Here is a 22,906-nt window from a genome sequence, read left to right as displayed (position 1 = left end):
GTTACGCTGTTAGTCATATTTTCTTTTCTGAAACCATCTATCGTTCAAAGATAAACTTATTTGAAAATTAATAAAATTCTCTTGTATTAAATTACTGTTGGTTGTTCCTCTTTTTCCAAGCTCTAAACCTAAGTTAGCATTTGAGAAAAAACTTCCAACCGGTAATCCTACTCCAAAAGATATGCCAAACTCGTTTATTGACTCGTTTTCTATATTTAAACCTGTATTTTCAAAATGTATACCTGCTCTATAAACAGCACGTTTAAAGTAACTTGTAAAGGAATTGTATTGCGGAATATAAAACCCTCCAATAGATACAGAAGAAGCATTTTCATATTTCACAGCTGTACTTGTGTATAAATCGTTTGAAAAATTACTTGTTTGTTGATATTCCGATTCTATTCCTATAAACCATTTTCTTGGCTTACCTATCCCTGCTCCTACCGAAAACTTGGAAGGCAACACCAAGTCTGTCTCTAATAATCCTAACGATTCTAAATCGGTTTCTATTGTATTGAAAACGGTTTCGTTTCCAGTAGATGAAATTATAATGGTTGAAATAGATCGTTCGTTTTTTGAAGCAAGGTTGCTTTGCGGCGTATATGTTAAACCTGAAACTAATTCTAAGTTTTCACTTAGCATGGTTTTATATGACAATCCTAAATTTATATTCAAGCCGCTTAAATCGGATCTGTTACTTTCTCTAGTTTGATATTGCGTCGCATTACCATCATCATCATATATAAATGCGATATTACTGTTTTGAATATTTCCAAAGTTATAATGAGCATCAATACCAACACTTAATTCATCTGTAATTTGATATCCTAAGCCTAAAAACGCTTTATTAAGACCTCCCTCTCCTCTAAATCTGCTTGATTTTCTGCCATCATCAAAATTATCATCAACAGATTCTAATTTATAACCAACAGATGTATATGGCATTAACCCAAAGCCAAAGCCAAATTTCCCCATAGGTATAGACATGGCTAAATAATCGAATGTTGTTGCGCTTGCTTTTGCACTCCCTGAATCACTTTTTAATTTCACGTCTGAATAAGTGCCTCCAACCGCAAATTTTACGGGTCTGCTTTCTCCATTTAGCATCTCTAGGTTTTTCCCAGCATATGCAGCAGGATTTCGTAAATTAACATGGATACTATCGGTATAAATACTTAAACCTCCCATGCTTCTGTTTTCAACTGTTCCTTTAAATTTCAAGCTACCAATTCCGTAAAAAGAATATGGTGAAGCCGTTCCTTCTTGCCCGTAACTATTAATTGCAAAAACTGCAATAAAAACCAATACAAGTTTTTTAATCATTCGTTTGAATTAAATTGTAAAATAAAGTTCAGTCCTTCTAACAGAAAATTAGAAGTCGCAAATATGCTACTTTTTAATTGTTTAGACAAGAAATTACTATCACCTCCTGTTAAAATAACTGTTAAATCTGTATATTTTAATTTATAATCTTCTATAATCCCATCAATTTCCTTTAAAACGCCATATACCACACCCGAGTGAATGGACGCTTCTGTTGAATTACCAACAATACTATTTGGCAAAGCCGTATCTAATAACGGTAAATTCGCGGTTAAATTATTCAACGATTTATACCGCATGCGCAAACCCGGAGAAATAGCGCCACCTAGGTAATGGTTGTCTTCAGTTATAAAATCATATGTAATGCACGTTCCGGCATCAATAATAAGTACATTATTGTTTGGGAATTGATTAACTGATGCACTTACAAGCGCTATTCTATCAACTCCTAAAGTTTTAGGCGTTTTGTACAAGCTTTTATAAGGCAGTTTTAAGTTTGCGCTTAAAATCAATAGATCGAAATAAGCACCAATAATTTCAACATCCGTTTCTTTTAATCTGCCTACCGAAGATATAATAGCCCTTTTTATAGCATTAAACTCATGCTTAACTGCTTTAATACGCTCTAAAATGAAATCCAGTTCAACAACTTCTTTATGCACAATTCTATTCCCGTTAAAAACAGCCAATTTCACAAAAGAATTACCTACATCAATTATTAAATTCATAGAAATTATAAAAATTCAAATTTACAAAACGAAACATAATAACAATTCTATTTAACTTATTATATTGATTATAAAACACATGCGTTTTTAGAAATAAAAAAACACAAAACAAGATGCATTTTTCACAAATTTATCTTGCGGAATAACAAAAATCAACATATATTTGCAACCGCTTTGGCGAGGTACCTTAGCTCAGTTGGTAGAGCAAAGGACTGAAAATCCTTGTGTCCCTGGTTCGATTCCTGGAGGTACCACTTTAAAAACTCATAACAATCTATTAATTAGAAAGTTGTGAGTTTTTTGTTTTTAACAGGGACAACATTAGGGGCAACAATCACTTATTTGACCTAACTTAACCCAATTAAATTAACTTTTTAAAACCACTTTTTTATTTCAGTTCTGAATCTAATACCGAATAACACATTTAAAAGTTGGCGGGATACCTAAAAAAAATGAATCTCGATATTAACCACAGGGGGTAGTCCTTAGACATACGGGGACTTTTTTAATTTTCATAACTAACTTTACTCCTATAAAAAACACATACGCACATATATCACATAGAGCAAACCTATAAAATAGACCTATTATAATGATAGTAACTGATTTTGGGCATATCGCCCCATAGACTATGTTTTTAGACTCAAATTGAATACTTCATCATAATGTTGATGCCCTATAAAAAACATATACGTACAATGAACTTCTTTTAAACCTGTTTTTAATACAATATTGACACCTTAAAAAGTTTGTTTTTGAGGGTTTAGAGGAGGGTAACCTTAATATCCCATAAAGTATTTTAGAAAATAGATAAAAACATTACCTCTATTCTTATTAATCAGAACATTTTAATCCATCTCTTCATAAATTCAAACTTAAAACAAGTTTTTTTGTGTTTTCATATTAAATTTAGAGCTTGTTTGTTAAAGTTTTATTAAAGTTTAAAACTCATTTTTTGTAAGACCTTTCTCTGTTATTTTTAAACAAATTTATATTAATTTTAATCAACTTATTTTCAAACATTTAACATTCGAAAAAAACTTAAACAAATTTATTTAAAATATTGACTATCAGTTCGTTATAAAAATTATTTGTATTTTTGCCATGTAAATCATTGTACAATTTTACATCAAATTATTATTAATATTTAAAACTTAATAAAATGGAAAACAATATTCAATTTTTTCAGATGTCAATGGATGACTTAAAGGCACTTATTAAAGAAGCCGTTAAATCAGGAACGACACCACCAATTAACAACACGAATGGAGTTAATACTACTAGTTCTTCTGATGATGGTAAAGAATGGTACACAAGAGAAGAGGTTAAAGACCTATTAAAGGTTTCATTTACAACTTTATGGAAGTACAACAAAGAGGGGGTTTTAAAAGCAAAAAAAATCGGTAGTCGTGTTTACTATTTAAAAACTGATTTATTTAACCTTTTAAATAACGCTGCATAATGATTGGTAATATAGCCCCGAAAGCAGCTCAAATATAATCAACTTCACTAAGGCTCTTTAGCCACAAATTTCAACATTAATAACAACAAGGCATAAGCAGTGTTTACTCATTGCCTAGCATCGCTTATGTCTTTTTTTAATGCAACAACCATGAAAGAAAAAATAGTATTAATACAGGAAAAACTTTTAAAAGATTTAAAAGTAAGAGCTATAACTCACAATAAGGAATTAACAAATTCTAACTTAGGGAAAGAGAAAAAAGATAAGCAAATTAAACTAAAACTTGACGTACTAGCCCTATTTGTTAGTCTTGTAAACAGTATTCAGTGTTATTATAGAGATGATAGCGTTGAAAATGAAGGTGTGGTAGCCATGAATGCAACTAGAATGAAAAAAGCATATCATGATAGATATAATGACTACATAACATTTTTATTAGAGCACAAATTTCTAGAAAAAGTTTCAGGAGGTTCAGCAAAAGCTCATAAAAGTTCAAAGTACCGAATTAGTGACAATTATTATATAGACAGGGTTGTTGGATATAAGATATTAGACAAAAAATTATTAAAGAAATTGTCTGACAATATTTATTTGGATGAAATAAAAGAAAAAAAAGAGTTTTGTGAACATAAAAGACCCCACCTAGTAAAGTGTTTCAATGAGTCCTTTACAATTAATAAGGGTGCTGCATTCAAAGAAATAGCTCTGCTAAACAATAAGGACACATACAGCGCATATTTGAAGGGACTGCATTCTACACTTGATGTTAACTTGAATAGCCATATCTATTCTATTGACCCACAAACAGATAATAGGTTGCATACCACACTTACCAGAACACCTAAATTTTTAAGAAAGTATATATATTATGATCTAGAAAACATTGTTGGACTTGATGTTAAAACCTCCCAAGTTTACTTCTTTTGCGCTATTTTTAAAGCTATTTTAATTAATGACGTATCCCTGTTAGATAGAATTAATGCAACTAAAGTTCTTGATGAAAAATTGGTGTTTAATTTGTTGAACCTAGTAATAAACAATGATGAAGTTAAAGGTTTTGTGTCGGGGGTTTTAGACCAAAAAGAGGACTTTTACGAAGCGTTTTCTAAGAAAATAGAGATTAAATATAATAAGGAGGGGCTTCCAACTCGACGGGAGTCAAATTATAAATCTAACCATAATAGAAAGAAAACTATAACGGAAGCATATAGCATTGTACCTTATAAAAGCGCAAGAGCATTAGCTAAAGGGGCTATTATGGAAATATTCTACAGCTCCCCCGAAACAACGATTTCAGAAGCTGTTGTTTTTAGGAAGGAGTATCCAAGTATCACTAAAATAATGAAGTGTATAAAGGATTATGGTGTTCCATTATGGAGGTTATTGGACTATGTGGAAGCTTATTGCCTTTTGGACTATGCGGCATTAAAATTTGCAGAAAAGCACCCTGACATCTTTATAACTAGCATACATGATTGTCTAGTAACAACTAAATCTAATATAGAGCTACTAAGAGAGGAGATTGAGCAATATCTTATGGAAGTTACAACAATTACAGTTCCGCCAAAATTTGAAGTAGAAACGTGGGAGGAAGATATACCTTAAAACATGATGTGGGCGCAACAGCCAAATAGTCACTAATATCCATGTCCTTAACTAGAAAATCAAAAAGACAAAATTGACAAAACTTATACTTCCTTTCTTTTTTTCTTTCTTCTCCCCTTTTCTTCTTCTCTTCTTTAAAACCTAAAATCTTCTCCCTTATGTTGCGTGCTTTTTAAAACCCAGTGTTTATAAGGGCTAACAAGGTTATCGTATTTTACTATATATGTTGCGTGCTTTTTTCGACAGTGTTCAATGATTTTACTCTACAAAGAGAGACATTGATTGCGTGCTTTTGAGAGAAATCATAAAAGTAATATTTTAATTTGTAAGTAAAATTTTATTATATTTGATTGTACATATAATATGGATATAGACAATTGATCATATCCAATTGATTGCCATCCATTTAAACGAAGCTTATGAGATTCGACCATTTAGATTATTATGAATTAGTTTCTGACTATTGTCAAGAATATCAAACTGAATTTGGTAAAAGGAAATTTGAAAAAATTTATCAGAAAATTCAAACTTCGAATAAAGTAAGTAAATTACTTTTTAATGCTCGTCAAAAAAGAGCAATACCAAATAAAAATGACTACTTATATAGTTTAAATGAAATTCCCTATTTTATATTCTCTAAAGCCGATACTTTAGCTCTTGGAGCATTATTAGCTCTTGAACGATGGAATAAGGAATGCAATAAAGATATTGTTTTTGCAAACGAATCTGTGTTAAAAGATATTGCTTGTAAAATTCTTGAAGACTGTAGTAAAATTAAGATAAACCTTTAAAACAAATTTTATGTTATTTAATTTTTTCAAAAAACACGAACAACAAAGTGCTGTCAATGAACATTTAGGCGGATTTCAAGATGATTTCAATGAGCATCAGAAAAAAGCTATTATGATAAGTCTATTTCTAATAGCCAATTCTGATGGTGAATATCATAATAAAGAAAATCAATTTTTCGAACAGACTGCTACTCTATTAGGTTACAGATTGAATCCTGATTTTGACAAAACTGTTGATGATTTTATGACTATGGACAAACCATCACTATTTAGACATTTAAATAGTTTAGGCTCATCACAAAAGGATTGGTATATAGTAACTGCATTCGGAATGGTTCACGCTGATGGACAAGCTCTTGAAGAAGAATTTCAATATATGCTAGTGTTTTTTGATGAAATGGGAATTACAGAAGAGAGATTCGAAAATGTTTTAAAGAAAACTGAACTTATGATGAAAATGTTCAATGGATAAAAAACGTATGGCAACTCCGAGTATAATTCATTGCTAGTTCTAGCCTACTTGGAAATTCATTTGGAATTTCCTCTGGTTCGTTTTTGTTTGCTAATTTAGTTGCTCAAACACGCAATGAAATCATACACAAACACGTTAGCATAAATTATGAAAGAAATTAGTTCTATAAAATTTAATACAGTTTATGTAATTGAATCTCTTGATTTATCTATAGAAAAAGAAACAGGAAAAGAATTATACGATGACCTTCTTAGATGGAAACAATTACAATTAGGAAATCCATTTACTGCGAAATTAGAACAGGTTAAAAATAGAACTGAATTTTTTGATACGTTAAATACTATCAAAAAGGATTGTGAAAATAGAAATGTATTTCCGATGATTCATTTTGAAATTCACGGAAATAAAGAAGGACTTGGCTTAGTATCGGGAGAATTTATAAAATGGATTGAATTATACGAAGTTCTAATTGGAATAAATGCCACGATCGGCAACCATTTATTTATAACATTGGCTGTATGCCAAGGAGCATACTTGATGGAACTCATTAAGTTAGCTAATCCAGCACCTTTTTGGGGGTTTATTGGTTCTTTTGATAAAATAGATGCTGAGGATATTTTAATTCGATACAATGAATTCTACGTCGAACTTTTAGATTCTTTTAATATTAATAAGGCCTTTATAAGATTACAGAACGCAAACAGTCGTTTTCCTTCAACTTACAGATTCATAAATTCTGAATTGACTTTTAAGAATGTTTATGCTAAATATCTTAAAGAAGAAACATCCGAAAAAGGCTTGAATAAAAGAGCTAAAAACGTACAAGTTGATGAGGATTTAAAGTTTACTAATAGAGCTGAAAGAAGAAGTTTTGAAAAGACATTTAAAAAAAGTGTAAAGTTGACAAAAAACCAATTTTATAAAAAACATAGTACACAGTTTTTTATGATTGACAAGTTCCCAGAAAATCGGAAAAGATTTAGCGTAAAATCAAGTTTATGAGGAATAACTTATGCTAACAACGCATATAAAAAATAGCACAGGTCGTTGCTAACACTAAGGCTTGGGTACTTTTTCGAGGTCGCCAAATTTTTAAATTTGGCTTATTGAGAAAATAAAAGTAATAAGTAAAATTTAAAAATTCGGATTTTGCTCAACCGAATTGTAACTGCGTATTTTCCGCACTACTTTTCATATGCAAGACCGTCAGACTGTCGTTAGCAAATATTAAATCAAACCTTATGGAAAAACTACAATCAAGAATTTTGATACAGCACGAAAAAGGTGCTACAATTGCATATTTATATAATAGAGAATCATTTGACCTCTTAAAAATTGATAAAGACTCATATGACGATTCTCAATTTCTTGAAATCGGACAAATAATTGAATATGATGGACGCAAATTAAAAATTGTAAATATAAATTTCAAAATGGAAAAGGACTTTTACGATGCCAACCCCAATATGGGAATTAATCTATATTCTCCAACAGATCCTTCTGGCTATAATTGCCAAATCGGAATATTTGTCAAAGATATTTAGGGGTTTATTAATTTCATGAATAACTTAAAATTCAAAAAACTGAATTACATAATTATTTTCTAACGGATTTTTATATTGGAATAAATTAAAAAACATTTGCTAACAAAGAACTGAGCTAAAAAACAAATGTTTTTAGGCCATTTTTGAGATAAAATTCTCATTGTATGGTATTCCTGATTTAGCGATTGCAAAAGATTGTTTCAATAGCTTATTACATACCTCTATTAATGTGTAAAAATTATGCTTAGGTTAATCCTTAACATATAGCTTTTTATATTTTCTATATAGATAAAAAAGATAAAGTGTGATAATGGGATGTATTATAACAAATAACCAAATGTTAATTGCTTCATACGATATTCCAATAGAGTCAGCCAACATTCTTAATATATCTACACAGAATTGAAAGATTGCTTGCATTTTTAACTTCTTTTATTTTTAACTTCTTTTATTTTTTTAATAAACATATTCTAATAAAACTGTCCAATACTTTTCGTATAATTGAATTAACATTTTGTTTGTTTTTTAGCCTTTCGACAAGGTAGGGAGAGTGCTTATAGTAAAACTTAATGAAAATTCTGCCAAAAACAGTTTTACTCAAAATATTGTCTCTAAAATTTCTTAGCTCTACAACTTGTGGATGGTTGTAATTGCCATAAGCCATTGTAGCTATGTAACATCCTTTTTTAGGTTTTAAACTATTTTTAAAATCATCGATTTTTTTATTTGTCTCATCAAAAATTATTAGAGTAGAAGCTTTAAGATGTTTTTTCATGGATTCACCTTGATCAACCATTACCAGAAACTCTGCTAAATCAGATGAATTTCCTTTAGAGCGAAAATTTGTAAAATCTCCTTTAAATTTAAAAAAGAACTCCTCAGTAATTTCTTTTTTAATTGAGTTAAAATTTTGAATATCATTTTCATACAGATTGTCTAAAGTTTCTTGATTGTTCATTAATAGCTGAACTAATTGAAAGTTTAATTCATCTGGTTCTAATTCAATAATTGATTTCTTGATTGGCTTTAAATCACTTAAATTCATAATTATCAATATTTATTATTACTAAAATTTGCGATACTATTTATTTCATCAAGTAAAGAGTTAAATTCAGTATGTGAAATCCCTGAAAATTTAACAAACCTATCCTGAGAAATCTCAACTTGTTTGTTTGTTGGATTACCACCTAATTTCATTAAATCAGTTAAGAATGTTACTAAATATAACATTTGAGGTTTTTCAAATGTTTTTAAATCATTCATGTGAATTTTCAGATTTGCACCAATAAGACTTGTATAGTCAATGATTCTATTATCAGCTAGGTTAAAAGATTTGGTTAGATTATCTATATAATCTTTTTGAAGATTCAACTTATACTCATTATTAGAAAAGCCTATAGAAATTACATCAAGCATCATTATTGTTGCTAGTTTTTGTCTTTCTGTAAAAAGGTCATTTATTACTCTTGATACGTATTCATTTGTCAGATTTTGTTTTTGTTTTTGCTCCTTTTTAAAACGCATCATTATTTGCTCCCCTTCTGAATATTTTAAATTGAAATATATATTATATACAATGATTCCAATTACTACTAATATTATTATTCCTATGAATCCCATTTTATTATAAAATGATATTATTTAAATAGAATGGTTTTGCTTAACCCCCTTTTATCCTCTTCGTATAATACAAAGTATTGTTTGCTATAATCTGAATTGTAGAGCTTAGATGATACTGAAAATTTTACTCCACTTAAATTATCTCTGTCCCTTACAGTTAATTTAGCTTTTGTAGCATCCTTATTAATCCTAATAGCTTTTGAAAGGTAAGAGTTAGGATCAGACACATTCTTTTCAATAGATCCATCTTCACGATATATTTCTAAAGTTACTTCGGCTAGAGTTGGAGCATTTCCAACACTAATAACTAACCAAGCATCATCATTATTTAAAGGGTAAATGCTGTTCTCTTCAAATAATGCACAAATTTCCCAATCATTATCCTGTTTATTATAGATAGTACTGCGACCTGATATTTTAATTTCACTATCTGAAACTTTTTCAAACACATAAGTATTTCTAGTACCTGACATTTTAGTTTCATTTGAATAAAATATCGTTACAGAATAAGATGAATCGGTAATTTCTTCTTCTACCGTATTAGTCTGTCCTTCTATACCACTAAAGCTTTCCATTTCTTCATTTTTACAGGATTTAGTGCATAATGAAATAATACAAAAATCATCAGAAGTAAATTGATAGCCTGAGTCTATTGAAGAATCAAATAACCAAGTCCCCTGTATCCAATCAGGTGGGTTTATAGAAGATGAATTGTTTTTTGAAGAACTAGAATCGTCAGATGATGAACAGCCCAAAAACAAGGTTAAGCAGAGTAATAGAATTATTTTTTTCATGTGTTTATTTTGGGGTTAAACTTATATCTCAAATTAGTAGCAATCTTACGGAATACCACAAAACCAAATCAAATATATAAATAAAATATTACACAGGGCATTTGCGCCCTCTTTTTAATGATGTCAAAAATATACTTTGTCCATTCATTAATATGTAGAAATGCCTTTAACCCCAGAAGAAAAAAAATATTTAAAAAAACTTGGTAATCGCATTGTTGAGATTAGGGAAGGGAAAGGAATTAAACAAAAAGAACTTTCAGACTTACTCGATATGGACGACGGTTCATTACGCAGAATAGAATCTGGTCGAACAAATCCAACTACAACCACACTTTTAAGTGTTTCTAAAGCCCTGAATATTGATATGTCAGAATTGCTCAACTTTTAAAACAATCCATTAAAGGGTCAATATTTTAATTTTATACTATTGTTTAAATAAGTCTTCCTTAGAACTCATGTAGTAACTTTTTTTTGAGCCACTTTCTAATTCCTGTTTCCACATTGCTTTTATTACATTTTTTCTATACCAAAAATCCATTCCATTTTTCCAACTATTCCAAACATCTTTATCAATTCTATTTTTCTTAAACCAAAAATATTCTTCTGCACAGAGGTTGAAGTAATCATATATTATGTTTTTTTCCTTAAAGCTTAATTCGTCTATTTCTTTCTTCTTTTTGGTGATTTCATAAAGTTTAGCATTTAGTTTATCATACCGTAAATTAAAATCTAAATACAACTCCTTAAAAAACTTGTCGTCTTCCAAAAATATTTTAGTTAAACCTAGAAAAAATGTTATAATACCCCCTAAAAGACCAATTAGCAATGGTGTTTCAATATCAAGGAAAAAATGGTAAATTAAAACACCAATAAATAAAAATATTGATAAAACCGATACTATCTGTGTTCGATTGTTTCTAATATGCCTTTTCATGTTCTTTAAAGTTTCTCTTTGATTGTAATTTTATCCTTTGCTAAACTATAAGAATTATGAACTAATTAGTCTAACTATCCTTTTGTTTATCATCTTTTGGTTTAAGATTATTGCTGGGTTTTTTAATAGTGTTCCCTAAATCTATTTTGACTTTTTTAGCTTTGGCGTTTTTATTTTCTTCTGCCATATTATTACTTTTTAGGCTTTGGGGTTAATTGTGAAGTTGGTCGTGGAATCGACTGCCCTTTGAAATTTTCCGAAAGTGGCTTCGGGTTCTGTCTGTTTTGTGGTTTGGACTGTGGTGTCTGGTTTTGTTTCTTTGCCATGATAAATATTTATTGATACATATATAATTATTAAAAGTAATCCTATCCCCAATAAAAATATTGAAGCTTTGTTTAGTTTGTCAATAAGAGTGTTTCGATTATCCAAATTATTCTTAAACCCTTCATAAGTAATACTGTAATTAAGTACACCATCTATTTCATCAATGGACTTATCTGTTGACTTACTAGATTTATAATGACTTATCAAATTAATAAAAAGAGTAGCTACTAAAAGAAACCATCCAATAGAAATTAGATAAACAACTTTTGCACTTCCAACTGGTACAATTTTATCGTGAAATGTAAGTGTTAGACCTAATGCTCCTGATGTTATAAAGGTTATTGCCTTTTCAAACATATCATCGCTTTTGGTTTTCTGTACGTACAACGAGTTTCTGTACTCTTCCCACATTTCTAGCTGTTCGTTAGTGAATTTTGCGTCTATTTGGTTATTATTTTGTTCCATAACTAACTATTTTCAACCATGTCAATCTCCTGTTGAGTTAAACCGTACAGCTCATATACCATTGCATCAATTTCTTTATCTGTTTGGTTTATTTGGGCTTGTAATTCTTGGGCTTTTTGTTTATTATCTTCAAAAAGATCTAACCAATCAAACTCGTCTTTTTTTGTTAGGGCTGATACTTCTTCTAAACCCTCTTTAACTCTTGCCTTATTGTTTGCTTTTATGGATTTATTCAACTCTTTTATAAAATCTCCAAATTCTAAGTCGAAATAGTTTTGGAGTTTTTTTGAAAGCGTTTCTAGTTTAAATTTTTGTTGGAGATACCTTTGGAATTTAGATTTTTGTGAATCTAAATGGGAGTAAGTAGAAATAATATTTGAAACTTTAGAAGACATTTTATCTTGTTCTAAAATTGGAATTAACATAACAGGTAAATCTCTAAACTCTCCAATTTTGATTTTAGGAAAAAGTGCATCAAATTCGTTTGCTTTGAATTTGAAATAATAAGCAACTAATTTTGAACAAAGTTGACCTAGTAAAAAATGAGGTTGAATATATTCTAAATGCTCACTTTCTAACTTTGCAATAAAAACACTTTGATCTATTATAAATTTTTCACTGAGGTAGGTACAATTCAAGTAATTACTTAAAACTTGTCGACAGATAATTCTATCTCCATTAAAATATTTTGGTTCACGAGGAGCTGCTAACCAATCGCCATAACTTATATATGAAGTATTATCCCATTTTAAACAGTATCTATCCACATGTTTTCCTCTAATTTCAGGGACAAAAGTTTCATCTTTTTTGTATTCTGCATGATAAATTTTATTTTTTATAACCTCCTCACTTTGACCTCTATATTTGTCGTATGGATTTACCCCTCTAGTAATATCAGAAACTTCAGTTAATTTTTTCGAAAATAAATTTACTTTTTCAAAGATTGATTCAGCTTCTTCAGATATTTCAACATCGAAAATAAATTTAGGATTATTAAGAAACCTTGTTTGTTTAGTATCGTGCTTTTTAAAATAAGATCGTTCAATAAAATGTCCGATTTCTAATTTAGTATTAAGAGATTTTGTCTTATAAGCGATAAATATTAATGTATCTACAGAAGCATCTATAAATATATTCTCTAGATTAGGTATGATTAGCTTAAAGTTTAAGTTATCTAAAAAGTAAGCACGAGACTTATCAAACATAAGATTCTTTAGCCAAGAGTTTGGTACAATGTAACTGAGCAATCCATTGTTTTTTAAAATTTCTGTTCCCTTTTCCATAAATGAGATATACAAATCAAGTTGATATTGAGCTGTTTTATAATGGTCATTTATGTAAGCCTTTATACTATCAGGGAAAGACTTTGTAACATAAGGCGGATTTCCTATAATTACATCAAAACCTCCTTTTTGAAATACTTTAGGAAATTGTTCTTGCCAACTAAAAGCTTTATCTCCTGCTACGGCTTTACTATCTATTAAAGAGTTACCACACTTAATATTAGAACTTAAATCATTTAACTTACGTCTTGGTTGTGCTGTACGTAACCACAATGAAAGTTTTGCAATTTCTACAGATTCTTCATTAAGGTCTACCCCAAAGATGTTATTCTCTAAAATCGTGTTTTCTATATCTGGAAACTGTAAACCGCCACCCAATACTTTAGTTTTCAGTTCGTCTATATATGAATGTTCTTTAATTAAAAAGTCTAATGCTTGATTCAAAAACGCACCTGAACCACAAGCAGGGTCGCAAATAGTGAGTTTTAAGAGCCAATCTCTATAAGTATCGAGTATTGAGACTAATTTTGTAATGGTGCTCTTATTTCTATTCTTGCGCCCTTTAAAATATTCTTCTTCTTTAAACCCTAGTTCAACCTTCTTTTCATCACATAATTTACCAATAGTATTTTCTACTATATATTTAGTAATATATTTAGGCGTGTAGAATACACCATCCTTTTTTCGTTTGCTTTTTTGCTTATCAAAATCCCCTCCTTCAATCTCTGCATTAACACTTTCTATTTCATTTAAAGAGTTTTCAAAAATATGCCCCAATATGTTTACATCAACCTGACTTTCAAAATCGTAACCTGCTAATTGCTTTGCATATTTATGAAGTAACTCATTATCTATTTCTAAGTCATCTAATAATGTGTCTTCTTTAAATAAACCACCGTTATAAGCGTATATTTCAGCTCTGTTACTTGTGCCTTGCCTTCCTAAATCTAAAAACTTAAAATACTGCTTAAACAAGTCGTAAAGAGGTCTTTCATCTCCAAATTCTTCATCAGCTTTCCACTTATCTAATATTTGCTGTGTACTGTTTGGAGGTAATAAACCTCTATCTTCTGCAAAGAATATAAAAAGGAATCTGTCTATTAATTTTTGAGATTTTTTAAAGAGAGTAAGCTTAACATTTTTTTCTAAACTTAGTAATTCTGTCTTCTGCTCTTCATCTAAGTTTTCGGATAATTCTGTGCTATTTTTTTTGTTTTTAAGTCGCTTAGCATTACGCTTTACTAAGTCTCTATATAGCTCACGTTTAAATAGCGAATAGTCTTTGTAAAACTGTTTTGTTATTTGTTCTTCTACTACAATAGACGCTTCCTTAATTTGTAAAGGAATATTATTTAATACATTTTCTTTTTGAAGACATAAATACAATAGTTCAAAACGTTCTAGTGTTAACTCAAACAGATTAAACTCTTCGAACTCGGTAGCATCATTTATATAGAATCGAAGCTTTTCAAAGTTTGATGTTATTACATATACACAGCCTTTTTGATTTGCCTTATAATCAAATGCTTGTTTACGGATACTTTCTAAATCTTTAGTATTTGTACCTTTTAACTCTATCACACCTACTGCAGCATCATTCAATAATATCGCTCCGTCTGCTTTACGTGAGTTAGTTTCGTTTTTATACTCGGCGACGAGATTAAAATCTGCTTTAGGCTTTAATGTATAATCTAAAACATTAGCAAATAACTCTGTTAGAAATATACCTTGATATTCTTCTTCTTTTGAACTGCGTATATTATCTTGTATGGTAGGATTTAAGAAGTATTTTGAATACTTTTTATAGGCTTTATTTAGTTTGTCCTGATCTTGTAATTTAAGATGTTTTTTTAGTACCGAATTTTGATATAGAGCCATTAATAATATTGGTTGCTAGATTGGACCTTAAAAATAGTAATATATATGCTTAACTAGACATTTTAAAGTGTGTTTTTTCTTATAATTAAATAGTCTTCAAAAAAATATTTATAAATTTTAAATACTTTCTAACAAGGTTTATTTATGTTTGAATATAAATACTTACATAATTTTTATATATTAGACATCTCTCCTAAGATAATAGCAATTTTAGTTTTCAACCATTAAACAATTTATTATGAAAAATTCAATTCTATTAACCCTTGCATTATTAATATTTGTTAATGTAAATTCACAAGAAACTTATTTCACTCAGTTCTGTGTTAAAGAATCACTTAAAACTAAATTAGGAAACACAATTTCTCTTTCTAAAGATGTAGAGGTTGATTTTACTGAACTACCAGACGACAAGAAAAACGAATATATTGCATTAATTGAAAAAAACAGAGGAGGAGAACTTACAGTTGATAAAAAAATTGGCACTTTAACAATTAAGGACATAATTAAAATCCCTTCTACTGGAGTTATTGACTATAATGAACTTTTGAAAGGGATAAAATTTACAGTAACTAAAAACGTCTCTCTTAATAATACTAAAAGAAAGTCATTTGTGAAATTCGACAAAGATAAAGTTATTGTAAATCCTTGGTTAACAAATGATAAAGATGGAAAAGTTGAGCGAGATATTTATTATTATAAATTGGAAAACAGACAAGTTATCTATCTTAATTTTCAAGAGGTTTCTTTATCAGGAATTACAATACCTATAAAATATAGATTTAAAGAAGGAGACGATTTAAAAGAACAATTTAGCACTTCTTTTAATGCAAATTTATTTTTAGGTTGGACTTTTTATGGGAAAAGAAGTTTTTTTTACAGAGACGGTGTAGATAATAAAAGTAACATTTTCAAAGCTACTCTTGGGGGATTCTTAGGAGCTGCGACAGTTAAATTAAACAACAGTAATACAAGCCTTGCTGATGAACCTATTGCTGAAGGAACAGAAATAACTGAAGGATTAGCTTCTTTAGGAATTGGCATAAATTTATCGTTTAATAAATTCAATTTTGGTGTCTTTACTGGTTGGGATTATAGTGTAGGGGAAAATTCGGATAAATGGAATTATAATAAAAAAACATGGCTTGGATTATCTTTAGGCTACACATTACTAAAAATTTGAAATTATTAAGACTGTTTTAATAAATTTTACCTCACTTGATAATATTATTTTTGTTAGTATTTTAAGATATACCTGATATTATTTCAATGCAAGAAAAAACAAACTCCATTTTAGTATCCACACTATTAACTTTATATGCAAACAGCTTATCTTCTACTTTAGATGGTCAAATGATTGTTTTAGAAGGCTTCTATTCTGACAATAATGGAAGATTATATGGCAGGTATTTTTACGATGAGATTTTAGATAAGGATAAGAGCCACAAAATTACGGCTCAGTTTACAGAAAGTTTAAAAACAAAGCTTAATTCAGGTAGCTATTACCAATTTCAAGGTTTTATCCAAAAAGGACAATCTATTGACAACGATTCTCGCCTAAAAGTGTTCTTTAGAGTTACTAAAATTCTAAAACACGAAGAAAAGGTACAAATTGTTTCTAAGGTTGAATATGACATTTTAAGAGCAAGGTTTGACCGAGACTTCCCAATCATTCAGGACATTCTATTAAGCAAGATAGAAAGAGAACAAAAACCGATTATAGATATTATAACAGGAGTACAATCAACGTCACAAGAAGATTATTCAAACCAATTACATGACAAAGACTATTATAACATTCGCCATCATAAATGTAACTTATCTTCAAAAGATGCTATCCTTGAATTTTTAAACAGTTATAATTTTGCCAATTCTGATTTACTAGTAATTATTCGTGGTGGTGGAAGTGGATTAGAAGTTTTTAACGAAATAGAACTGTGTAAGAGAGCCATAGAGCTACCAATTCCTTTTATTACTGGAATTGGACATGAAGAGGATAAAACGCTCTTACAACGTGTTTCTGACAAGGCATTTTCTACACCTACTGCAGTTGGTGTATTCTTGCAAAAAGTTGTTAGTTCTCATAAGGAACGTTTGAGGTTAGTAAGTAATAAAGATTTGGAGATGCAGAGATTCAAAAAACAAGTTGAAAGTGAGAAATTGCTATTGACAAATCAAATTGCTTTACAAAAGAAAACTTTGATAATTATTTCGTTTACTGTGTTTCTTGCAGTTCTAATAATTACCTTTTTATTATTAAAATAATGTACTTACGTAAATCTATAAATATTAATCAACTAAAATAATTATCTGAAATTAGAAAACAACATCCCATAATGAGAGAAGCTAATATCATTTCAATATTAAGTGCATATAAAAACCTATCAGAAGAAATTTTTCAATCTTATCTAGATTATTTTTCAATTAATATAAAAAAAGATGAATTAGATGATTTAATAGTTTTATACACTCATTTAAAATCTCTCACTAAGAATATTGAATTATTTGATAAATACTTCATAGGATATTCCATTCCTCAAATTGGTAAGGAATTTGACTTATTAAGACTTGATGAAGAATCTGTTGTAAATATTGAATTAAAAAGAGAAAGTGATTTAGATACAATTTCTGACCAACTTAAACGCAATAAATACTATCTAAGCTTTTTAAGAAAAGAGACCCATCTATTTTCCTATGAATCTTCCACTAAAAAACTTTATGGACTTGACTCTAGTAACAACTTAGTAGAACTAAATATTAGACAATTAATTGAAAAACTTGCTTCTCAGAATGTAATTAAGTTAGAGAACATTAACATCTTTTTCAACCCTTCCAATTATTTAGTATCTCCATTTAATTCAACACAAGAGTTCATAAAAAGCAAATACTTTCTAACTGTTCAACAAGAAAATATTAAAGAGCAAGTTTTAAAAGAGTTAAGTAAGTCAGGTCACTCAATTATTGCTATTAAAGGTAAAGCTGGAACAGGAAAAACCCTACTTACCTATGATATTGCTAGGGAAATCTATAAGTCAAAAGAAATTATTATTATTCATTGTGGTTTATTAAATAGTGGACACAAAACTTTAAGGGATGATTTTGCTTGGAATATTATCGCAGCTAAAAATCTTGTTTATCAAGATTATTCAAAATACAATCTAGTTATCATTGATGAAGCCCAAAGAATACGCAAAGGTCAATTGAGCCATTTAATTGAACAAATAAAACTCCATTCTCAAAATTGTATTTTTTCTTATGATTCTGTTCAGACTTTAGGAGGTCGAGAAATTAGAGCCGATATTAGTTCAGAAATTGAAAAAAAGACCACACTAAATTGTTTGGAATTGACAACAAAAATAAGAACTAATAAAGAAGTTGCTCGTTTCATAAAATGTCTATTCGATTCAAGCGAAGCAATACATAAAATGGATTACTCTAAAATTGAATTAAAATATTTTGAAGATTATCCAATTGCAAAACAATATTTAACCCAATTAAGGTCTGAAAATTGGAAAATCACTAATTATACACCTTCAACAGTTCATACCTTACCTTATGAACAACATAATATTAAAGATGAGTTAGATAATGCTCATACAGTTATTGGGCAAGAGTTTGATAATGTTGTAGCCGTTATTGACGAATATTTCTGTTATGAAAATGATAAATTAACTACGAAAAACTACAAAGACAAACCTTACTATTATCCCAATAAAATGTTATTCCAAATTGTTTCAAGGACAAGAGTTAAATTGTGTATTGTAATAATAAACAACCCCTTAATTCTGAATAGATGCCTGAAAATTATGAGCAGAAATAGCAGCCCATAAAATGTATAATAAAATGCTTAATTAATGACCCTCTACAACTTCAACATACTATCATTTGAAGAAAAGCAAGCTGTTGTATATGACATTGGTGTCTTCTTAGATAACTATGTAACTAAAGATATTAGAATCAACTGTTATGCTATAGATAAGTTCTTTGTAGAGCTTGTTTATAATGCGGAATTTAATACAATCACAGAAGTTAGGAGCTTTAAATACGGTGCTGAAATGGAGAAGTATTCTAAGGACATAACATTGTGATAAAAATCAAGATGACGACTTAGGTCTTATTTTTTTAACCGATAAACTCTATAAAACCAAATTTAAAAATTAGTGATTGTTAATAAAAACTTATTCCGAATAGAAATATTAAGAAAGTTTTTTTCATTCTTTTGACTTTCATCGTAATATTTGGCAAAACAACTAATAAAAGGTAATTTCCTACTTTCTAATAGGTATCTTATTGTTTTTTTTACTGCTCTTTATCTCTAATTTGTATTTATAATATATATCTAATAGACATGGATTACAAAAAACATTTATCCCTATTATTAGGACTATCATTAATGTTGTTTTTTATTTGGTTGGGAAAGGACAACTATACCACTCACAATAATAAGTATAACACTTATTTAAAATATAAGAAAGATTCCACGGAATACGAACAAGAAATTAGATTAAGAAACAAACATTTACAAGAAATTAATGATGAGGAATTAATTAAATTTAATGACAAAAACACTTTAACTTCTGACTTGAATGAAGGTTACATAAATGCATCACAGGGATTTGAAGTACATTTAGAAGGGATTAGATGGTTCGGACAATGGTTTAATAAAAATCAAGATCATGGAATTTCAAAAATTGGTGGTAGATCCGACATATATCTTAATCAGTTATTTTTTGATCCAGATTTTGAAAAGTCTGGATTTCCAGATTTAAATGTTGAGGTTACACAGCCAAAGTTCTTTGATTCTAAGAATATTTTTAATGAATTAGCCGAAAGGCTAAACTTAGTGAGTATTAAATCTAGGGTTAAAGACCGAAAACCTATTAAAACAATCAGTTTAACAACTACTCCTGACAAGAAAAAGGTTATGAATGTGTTTTTAATGGAGTTTGATACTTTTTTGAGAATTGAACCTAGCCAAGACCATGATAACGAAAATATTGGTAACTTAGAAAGACATCCATTAACAAATGAAAAAACAAACAAAATAAGACGTATTAAAGAATATAAAAGCCCAAGGTATGGTAACGTCTCCATAATGTTGAAGTTTAAGCCTAAAAATAATGTCTGGTATATTGCAGATAAGGATAAAAACGGTGTACTGGTTAAAAACAAAAACCCTGTAATTGGAATTGCTGCAGTAGAATGCATAAATATTTATCAAAAGGAAGAAGAAAAAGAGAACAAGAAAATAGGCGTTTATTTAAGACCAGGAAGCAATTTAGCCCTTTACAATAGTCCTGAGGACTTGGATAAGAAATTTACAATAACAGGTATTAACAAAAAAGATGTTTACTACCCTGTGGAGTCAAGCGATTATAGTAGTTTAATAAATAAGGACTTATTTGGAAAGGAGAAATACTCAATTATTCACATATCTAATTTTGGCTCATGGGACACAGGAGGATGGTTCTCTGGTTCAAAATATTATCAAGACTTATACCATGTCAAGTTTCTTGTCCACGTCTTTGTTATTGGAGAATGGGATGTTCAGCCTCTAAAAATTATTAAACCTGAATCAAGAGAACAGGCAGTCGTTTTTAAACCTGGATTAAAAAACTTTTTACCTAATTTTGGAATAACTTTTTTTGGGGAAATAATTTATATTTTAGGTTTAGTATTAGCTTTTTATTTAATAATTAACTTTGTTATTCCTTTTGTTAAGAGCTTTAAATCTAGCAATAATAATTAGCACCATTACACAGCTAAACATGACTCTTTAAATGCCTCTGATGATGTGATTTGTGAAACACGTTCCTCTTTAGGATTTCTGATGTACTTCATAAACTCTTTAAGCGTTGAATGCCCACTTAATTCCATTATTGAATGCACTGGCATACCTGCTTTGTATTTTAGGGTACAGAACGTTCTACGAGCTGAATGACCCATAATTAAATCGCACTTAGGTACATATTCAATTATTCTTTTTCCGCCTCTTGTTATTTCATTTTTAATTGGAGTATTTATCTTAGCTTCTTTTCCGACTATTTTAATGTAATCATTTAGTTTTTGCTCTGCTATTTTGGGCGGTAATTGCCCTCCATACCTATCATTCATAATCTTTTCGATTACAGGAGTAACTTTACATAAGACTTCCTTTTTAGTCTTTTCTTGTTTTACTCTAATGTACCTTTCATTTTGATGCTCAACGATAGACTGCTCCATTAAATCATGGTAATCACTTATTCTTTGTCCCATTTCACAACCAATTACAAACACATCTCTTGCTAATTGATAATGAGGTTTATCACTTAAATCTAATTCGTATATACTTTTCAATTCTTCTAACTCCAAATAGATCGCTGTAGTTATTTCAACTAAAGGCTTGAACTTTTTATATTTTAAGTTTGTATGCAACTCCTGATCTAGTGACGCTCCCATAAAAACTTTTAAATTTTTAATGTGCTTACCAATAGTATTTAAAGAATAGTGTCTTTGTTTCTTATTATATGTGTAGGTTTTCAAATTCATGTATTCTATAAATTCAGAATAAAACTCACTATCAATAGTCCTAAAATCTACCACAAAACCTACCTCATTTTGAAAGCTTTTTAAATGACTTAAAGTTTGTTCATAAGATTTAACTGTATTGTTCTTGTTGCCATTTTTAGCCTTTGGCAACTCCTTTTTCTTTTGCTCAATGTGTTTTTTAATGAACGATAGTAAATCAACTTTTACTTTCTCTTTTTCAGAATCTATTTTTTCAATCTTATTCAAAAACTCATCCAAATGCTCTTTCATTATTGGATTGGTAATTTCAATTTGTTTGGAATCACAATCAGAAACAAAATCTTCAAGTTTAGTTTCTAAATCCCTAATAAGTTTATTTATATAATCCGAATTTCTAACAGCGTTAACATTTTTTACTTTACCCGTTTCATTCCAATACTCTGGATTAACAGAATAACCTATTGAGTACCTAAACCTTTTTCCTCTGCCATAAGAATAATCTAACCTAATTGGTTTTTCTTCACTTGTTGAGTTTTTAAGTCTAAACGCAATAGTCCCTTTAGCTCTTTTTGAATTTTTCATGTTAAAACAATTTAAACCAAATATAATCAAAGGGGACAACATAAGGGACAACATTTTGTTTATTTATGTTAAATACATTAAATTAAAATGGATTTAATTATATACATTTACAATACAAAAAGGCTATTACAAAGGAGGCGTAAATCAATATAGAGTTTTATAGATTAAATAAAGTGGTACTGGAGGTACCACGAAAAAATCCCGAAACTTTATGTTTACGGGATTTTTGTTTTTAAACAATTTCTATTAAATTCTTCTAACTTTCAAGTTCTAAAATTCAATAATCACTATATCGTAATCCTTCAATATACAAATATAGCTGTATTAGTTTTGCAAGTTTTCGCAAAAAAAGCAAAAACCGCGCTATCCGCTATATCTTTTTATGGGGAGAGGTATATCGGTCATGTCCATGCCCTATCCCAAACTGGCAATCTTGCCTCGGCAACAGGTAATAAGCCCATAAAAAGGATGCCACTGCTATCGCTCTTGCGCACAGCTGCCGGTTCGGTGCCAATTCCCAAAAACCAGGTTTGCCAAAAGGAGCTGCGATTTCGAAAGGTACAAAAACAAAAAACCCTTCATATTTCAATGAAG

At 29.5% G+C, this 22,906-nt stretch carries 22 protein-coding genes and 1 tRNA gene; 13 read left to right on the top strand and 10 right to left on the bottom strand.

The genetic code is table 11. The features are described 5' to 3' along the window. Positions 1-9 precede the first annotated feature (9 nt). Positions 10-1,323, bottom strand: coding sequence for a hypothetical protein (locus ACGK9U_RS06695; RefSeq protein ID WP_394465596.1), 1,314 nt, complete (start codon positions 1,321-1,323; stop codon positions 10-12). Continuing rightward, the gene (locus tag ACGK9U_RS06690; protein WP_394465595.1) at positions 1,320-2,051 is read right to left on the bottom strand and encodes a type III pantothenate kinase; all 732 of its coding nucleotides are present in this window, start codon (positions 2,049-2,051) and stop codon (positions 1,320-1,322) included. The genes ACGK9U_RS06695 and ACGK9U_RS06690 overlap by 4 nt, the downstream gene beginning before the upstream one ends. Positions 2,052-2,232: 181 nt before the next feature. Here ACGK9U_RS06690 and ACGK9U_RS06685 point away from each other — a divergent pair. The 7 genes from ACGK9U_RS06685 to ACGK9U_RS06655 all read left to right on the top strand — a co-directional run bounded on the left by ACGK9U_RS06685 (position 2,233) and on the right by ACGK9U_RS06655 (position 7,925). Further along, positions 2,233-2,305: transfer RNA gene (locus ACGK9U_RS06685), tRNA-Phe, on the top strand. A 908-nt stretch (positions 2,306-3,213) separates the two neighbouring features. Continuing rightward, on the top strand, positions 3,214-3,513 hold the full coding sequence (locus ACGK9U_RS06680) for a helix-turn-helix domain-containing protein (protein ID WP_394465594.1): 300 nt from the start codon (positions 3,214-3,216) through the stop codon (positions 3,511-3,513). A gap of 150 nt (positions 3,514-3,663) precedes the next feature. Next, positions 3,664-5,118, top strand: a complete 1,455-nt coding sequence (locus tag ACGK9U_RS06675) for a hypothetical protein (protein WP_394465593.1) — start codon at positions 3,664-3,666, stop codon at positions 5,116-5,118. A 419-nt stretch (positions 5,119-5,537) separates the two neighbouring features. Further along, positions 5,538-5,909 carry a hypothetical protein gene (locus tag ACGK9U_RS06670; protein ID WP_394465592.1) on the top strand — a complete coding sequence of 124 codons (372 nt, stop codon included), beginning with the start codon at positions 5,538-5,540 and terminating at the stop codon, positions 5,907-5,909. A 10-nt stretch (positions 5,910-5,919) separates the two neighbouring features. Next, positions 5,920-6,381 (top strand): TerB family tellurite resistance protein, encoded by a 462-nt coding sequence (locus ACGK9U_RS06665; RefSeq protein ID WP_394465591.1) that lies wholly within the window; start codon positions 5,920-5,922, stop codon positions 6,379-6,381. Between the two features lie 147 nt (positions 6,382-6,528). Next, complete coding sequence (locus ACGK9U_RS06660) at positions 6,529-7,383, top strand: hypothetical protein (protein ID WP_394465590.1); 855 nt, start codon at positions 6,529-6,531, stop codon at positions 7,381-7,383. Positions 7,384-7,622: 239 nt separating this feature from the next. Then, on the top strand, positions 7,623-7,925 hold the full coding sequence (locus tag ACGK9U_RS06655; protein WP_394465589.1) for a hypothetical protein: 303 nt from the start codon (positions 7,623-7,625) through the stop codon (positions 7,923-7,925). A 448-nt stretch (positions 7,926-8,373) separates the two neighbouring features. On the opposite strand, the gene ACGK9U_RS06650 is transcribed toward ACGK9U_RS06655, so the two are convergent. Genes ACGK9U_RS06650 through ACGK9U_RS06640 form a run of 3 tightly spaced genes read right to left on the bottom strand, consistent with a single transcriptional unit; the run spans position 8,374 to position 10,339 of the window. Then, a complete protein-coding gene (locus ACGK9U_RS06650; protein ID WP_394465588.1) occupies positions 8,374-8,970 on the bottom strand; it encodes a CFI-box-CTERM domain-containing protein in 597 nt (198 codons plus the stop codon). 5 nt (positions 8,971-8,975) lie between these two features. Then, positions 8,976-9,545: a hypothetical protein gene (locus ACGK9U_RS06645; RefSeq protein WP_394465587.1), complete on the bottom strand. Its 570-nt coding sequence runs from the start codon at positions 9,543-9,545 to the stop codon at positions 8,976-8,978. A 17-nt stretch (positions 9,546-9,562) separates the two neighbouring features. Then, positions 9,563-10,339 carry a hypothetical protein gene (locus ACGK9U_RS06640; protein ID WP_394465586.1) on the bottom strand — a complete coding sequence of 259 codons (777 nt, stop codon included), beginning with the start codon at positions 10,337-10,339 and terminating at the stop codon, positions 9,563-9,565. 160 nt (positions 10,340-10,499) lie between these two features. Between ACGK9U_RS06640 and ACGK9U_RS06635 the strand changes: the two genes are divergently transcribed. After that, positions 10,500-10,727 (top strand): helix-turn-helix domain-containing protein, encoded by a 228-nt coding sequence (locus ACGK9U_RS06635; protein WP_394465585.1) that lies wholly within the window; start codon positions 10,500-10,502, stop codon positions 10,725-10,727. A 36-nt stretch (positions 10,728-10,763) separates the two neighbouring features. Here the strand turns inward: ACGK9U_RS06635 and ACGK9U_RS06630 are convergent, their stop codons facing one another. The 3 genes from ACGK9U_RS06630 to ACGK9U_RS06620 form a co-directional block, all read right to left on the bottom strand. After that, on the bottom strand, positions 10,764-11,273 hold the full coding sequence (locus ACGK9U_RS06630; protein WP_394465584.1) for a hypothetical protein: 510 nt from the start codon (positions 11,271-11,273) through the stop codon (positions 10,764-10,766). A 198-nt stretch (positions 11,274-11,471) separates the two neighbouring features. Beyond that, on the bottom strand, positions 11,472-12,065 hold the full coding sequence (locus ACGK9U_RS06625) for a hypothetical protein (RefSeq protein ID WP_394465583.1): 594 nt from the start codon (positions 12,063-12,065) through the stop codon (positions 11,472-11,474). 2 nt (positions 12,066-12,067) lie between these two features. Beyond that, complete coding sequence (locus tag ACGK9U_RS06620) at positions 12,068-15,226, bottom strand: Eco57I restriction-modification methylase domain-containing protein (RefSeq protein WP_394465582.1); 3,159 nt, start codon at positions 15,224-15,226, stop codon at positions 12,068-12,070. A 238-nt stretch (positions 15,227-15,464) separates the two neighbouring features. On the opposite strand from ACGK9U_RS06620, the gene ACGK9U_RS06615 reads away from it, so the two are divergent. From ACGK9U_RS06615 to ACGK9U_RS06595, 5 genes are all read left to right on the top strand, one after another. Then, complete coding sequence (locus ACGK9U_RS06615) at positions 15,465-16,406, top strand: hypothetical protein (RefSeq protein WP_394465581.1); 942 nt, start codon at positions 15,465-15,467, stop codon at positions 16,404-16,406. An 86-nt stretch (positions 16,407-16,492) separates the two neighbouring features. Then, positions 16,493-17,488 carry an exodeoxyribonuclease VII large subunit gene (locus tag ACGK9U_RS06610; protein ID WP_394465580.1) on the top strand — a complete coding sequence of 332 codons (996 nt, stop codon included), beginning with the start codon at positions 16,493-16,495 and terminating at the stop codon, positions 17,486-17,488. A 71-nt stretch (positions 17,489-17,559) separates the two neighbouring features. Further along, entirely contained in the window at positions 17,560-19,053 is a 1,494-nt protein-coding gene (locus ACGK9U_RS06605) for an ATP-binding protein (protein WP_394465579.1), read from the top strand. Positions 19,054-19,077: 24 nt separating this feature from the next. Next, positions 19,078-19,311, top strand: coding sequence for a hypothetical protein (locus ACGK9U_RS06600; RefSeq protein WP_394465578.1), 234 nt, complete (start codon positions 19,078-19,080; stop codon positions 19,309-19,311). 260 nt (positions 19,312-19,571) lie between these two features. Further along, positions 19,572-20,972, top strand: a complete 1,401-nt coding sequence (locus ACGK9U_RS06595) for a hypothetical protein (RefSeq protein ID WP_394465577.1) — start codon at positions 19,572-19,574, stop codon at positions 20,970-20,972. Between the two features lie 5 nt (positions 20,973-20,977). Here ACGK9U_RS06595 and ACGK9U_RS06590 read toward each other — a convergent pair whose 3' ends face one another. Together ACGK9U_RS06590 and ACGK9U_RS06585 are read right to left on the bottom strand one after the other, a co-directional pair. Continuing rightward, positions 20,978-22,312, bottom strand: a complete 1,335-nt coding sequence (locus ACGK9U_RS06590; RefSeq protein ID WP_394465576.1) for a phage integrase SAM-like domain-containing protein — start codon at positions 22,310-22,312, stop codon at positions 20,978-20,980. 370 nt (positions 22,313-22,682) lie between these two features. Next, positions 22,683-22,906: hypothetical protein (locus ACGK9U_RS06585; protein WP_394465575.1), on the bottom strand; the 224-nt coding region annotated here is incomplete at its 5' end.

The organism is Mariniflexile sp. HNIBRBA6329, from assembly GCF_043558645.1.
Classification (GTDB): domain Bacteria; phylum Bacteroidota; class Bacteroidia; order Flavobacteriales; family Flavobacteriaceae; genus Mariniflexile.
Note: the sequence above shows the minus strand (reverse complement) of the source record. Positions and strands in the feature narration are given on the sequence as shown.

Bases quoted from the DNA above. Each gene is read 5' to 3' on its own strand.
- ACGK9U_RS06695 (WP_394465596.1), bottom strand. From the start codon at position 1,323: ATGATTAAAAAACTTGTATTGGTTTTTATTGCAGTTTTTGCAATTAAT.
- ACGK9U_RS06690 (WP_394465595.1), bottom strand. From the start codon at position 2,051: ATGAATTTAATAATTGATGTAGGTAATTCTTTTGTGAAATTGGCTGTT.
- ACGK9U_RS06680 (WP_394465594.1), top strand. From the start codon at position 3,214: ATGGAAAACAATATTCAATTTTTTCAGATGTCAATGGATGACTTAAAG.
- ACGK9U_RS06675 (WP_394465593.1), top strand. From the start codon at position 3,664: ATGAAAGAAAAAATAGTATTAATACAGGAAAAACTTTTAAAAGATTTA.
- ACGK9U_RS06670 (WP_394465592.1), top strand. From the start codon at position 5,538: ATGAGATTCGACCATTTAGATTATTATGAATTAGTTTCTGACTATTGT.
- ACGK9U_RS06665 (WP_394465591.1), top strand. From the start codon at position 5,920: ATGTTATTTAATTTTTTCAAAAAACACGAACAACAAAGTGCTGTCAAT.
- ACGK9U_RS06660 (WP_394465590.1), top strand. From the start codon at position 6,529: ATGAAAGAAATTAGTTCTATAAAATTTAATACAGTTTATGTAATTGAA.
- ACGK9U_RS06655 (WP_394465589.1), top strand. From the start codon at position 7,623: ATGGAAAAACTACAATCAAGAATTTTGATACAGCACGAAAAAGGTGCT.
- ACGK9U_RS06650 (WP_394465588.1), bottom strand. From the start codon at position 8,970: ATGAATTTAAGTGATTTAAAGCCAATCAAGAAATCAATTATTGAATTA.
- ACGK9U_RS06645 (WP_394465587.1), bottom strand. From the start codon at position 9,545: ATGGGATTCATAGGAATAATAATATTAGTAGTAATTGGAATCATTGTA.
- ACGK9U_RS06640 (WP_394465586.1), bottom strand. From the start codon at position 10,339: ATGAAAAAAATAATTCTATTACTCTGCTTAACCTTGTTTTTGGGCTGT.
- ACGK9U_RS06635 (WP_394465585.1), top strand. From the start codon at position 10,500: ATGCCTTTAACCCCAGAAGAAAAAAAATATTTAAAAAAACTTGGTAAT.
- ACGK9U_RS06630 (WP_394465584.1), bottom strand. From the start codon at position 11,273: ATGAAAAGGCATATTAGAAACAATCGAACACAGATAGTATCGGTTTTA.
- ACGK9U_RS06625 (WP_394465583.1), bottom strand. From the start codon at position 12,065: ATGGAACAAAATAATAACCAAATAGACGCAAAATTCACTAACGAACAG.
- ACGK9U_RS06620 (WP_394465582.1), bottom strand. From the start codon at position 15,226: ATGGCTCTATATCAAAATTCGGTACTAAAAAAACATCTTAAATTACAA.
- ACGK9U_RS06615 (WP_394465581.1), top strand. From the start codon at position 15,465: ATGAAAAATTCAATTCTATTAACCCTTGCATTATTAATATTTGTTAAT.
- ACGK9U_RS06610 (WP_394465580.1), top strand. From the start codon at position 16,493: ATGCAAGAAAAAACAAACTCCATTTTAGTATCCACACTATTAACTTTA.
- ACGK9U_RS06605 (WP_394465579.1), top strand. From the start codon at position 17,560: ATGAGAGAAGCTAATATCATTTCAATATTAAGTGCATATAAAAACCTA.
- ACGK9U_RS06600 (WP_394465578.1), top strand. From the start codon at position 19,078: ATGACCCTCTACAACTTCAACATACTATCATTTGAAGAAAAGCAAGCT.
- ACGK9U_RS06595 (WP_394465577.1), top strand. From the start codon at position 19,572: ATGGATTACAAAAAACATTTATCCCTATTATTAGGACTATCATTAATG.
- ACGK9U_RS06590 (WP_394465576.1), bottom strand. From the start codon at position 22,312: ATGAAAAATTCAAAAAGAGCTAAAGGGACTATTGCGTTTAGACTTAAA.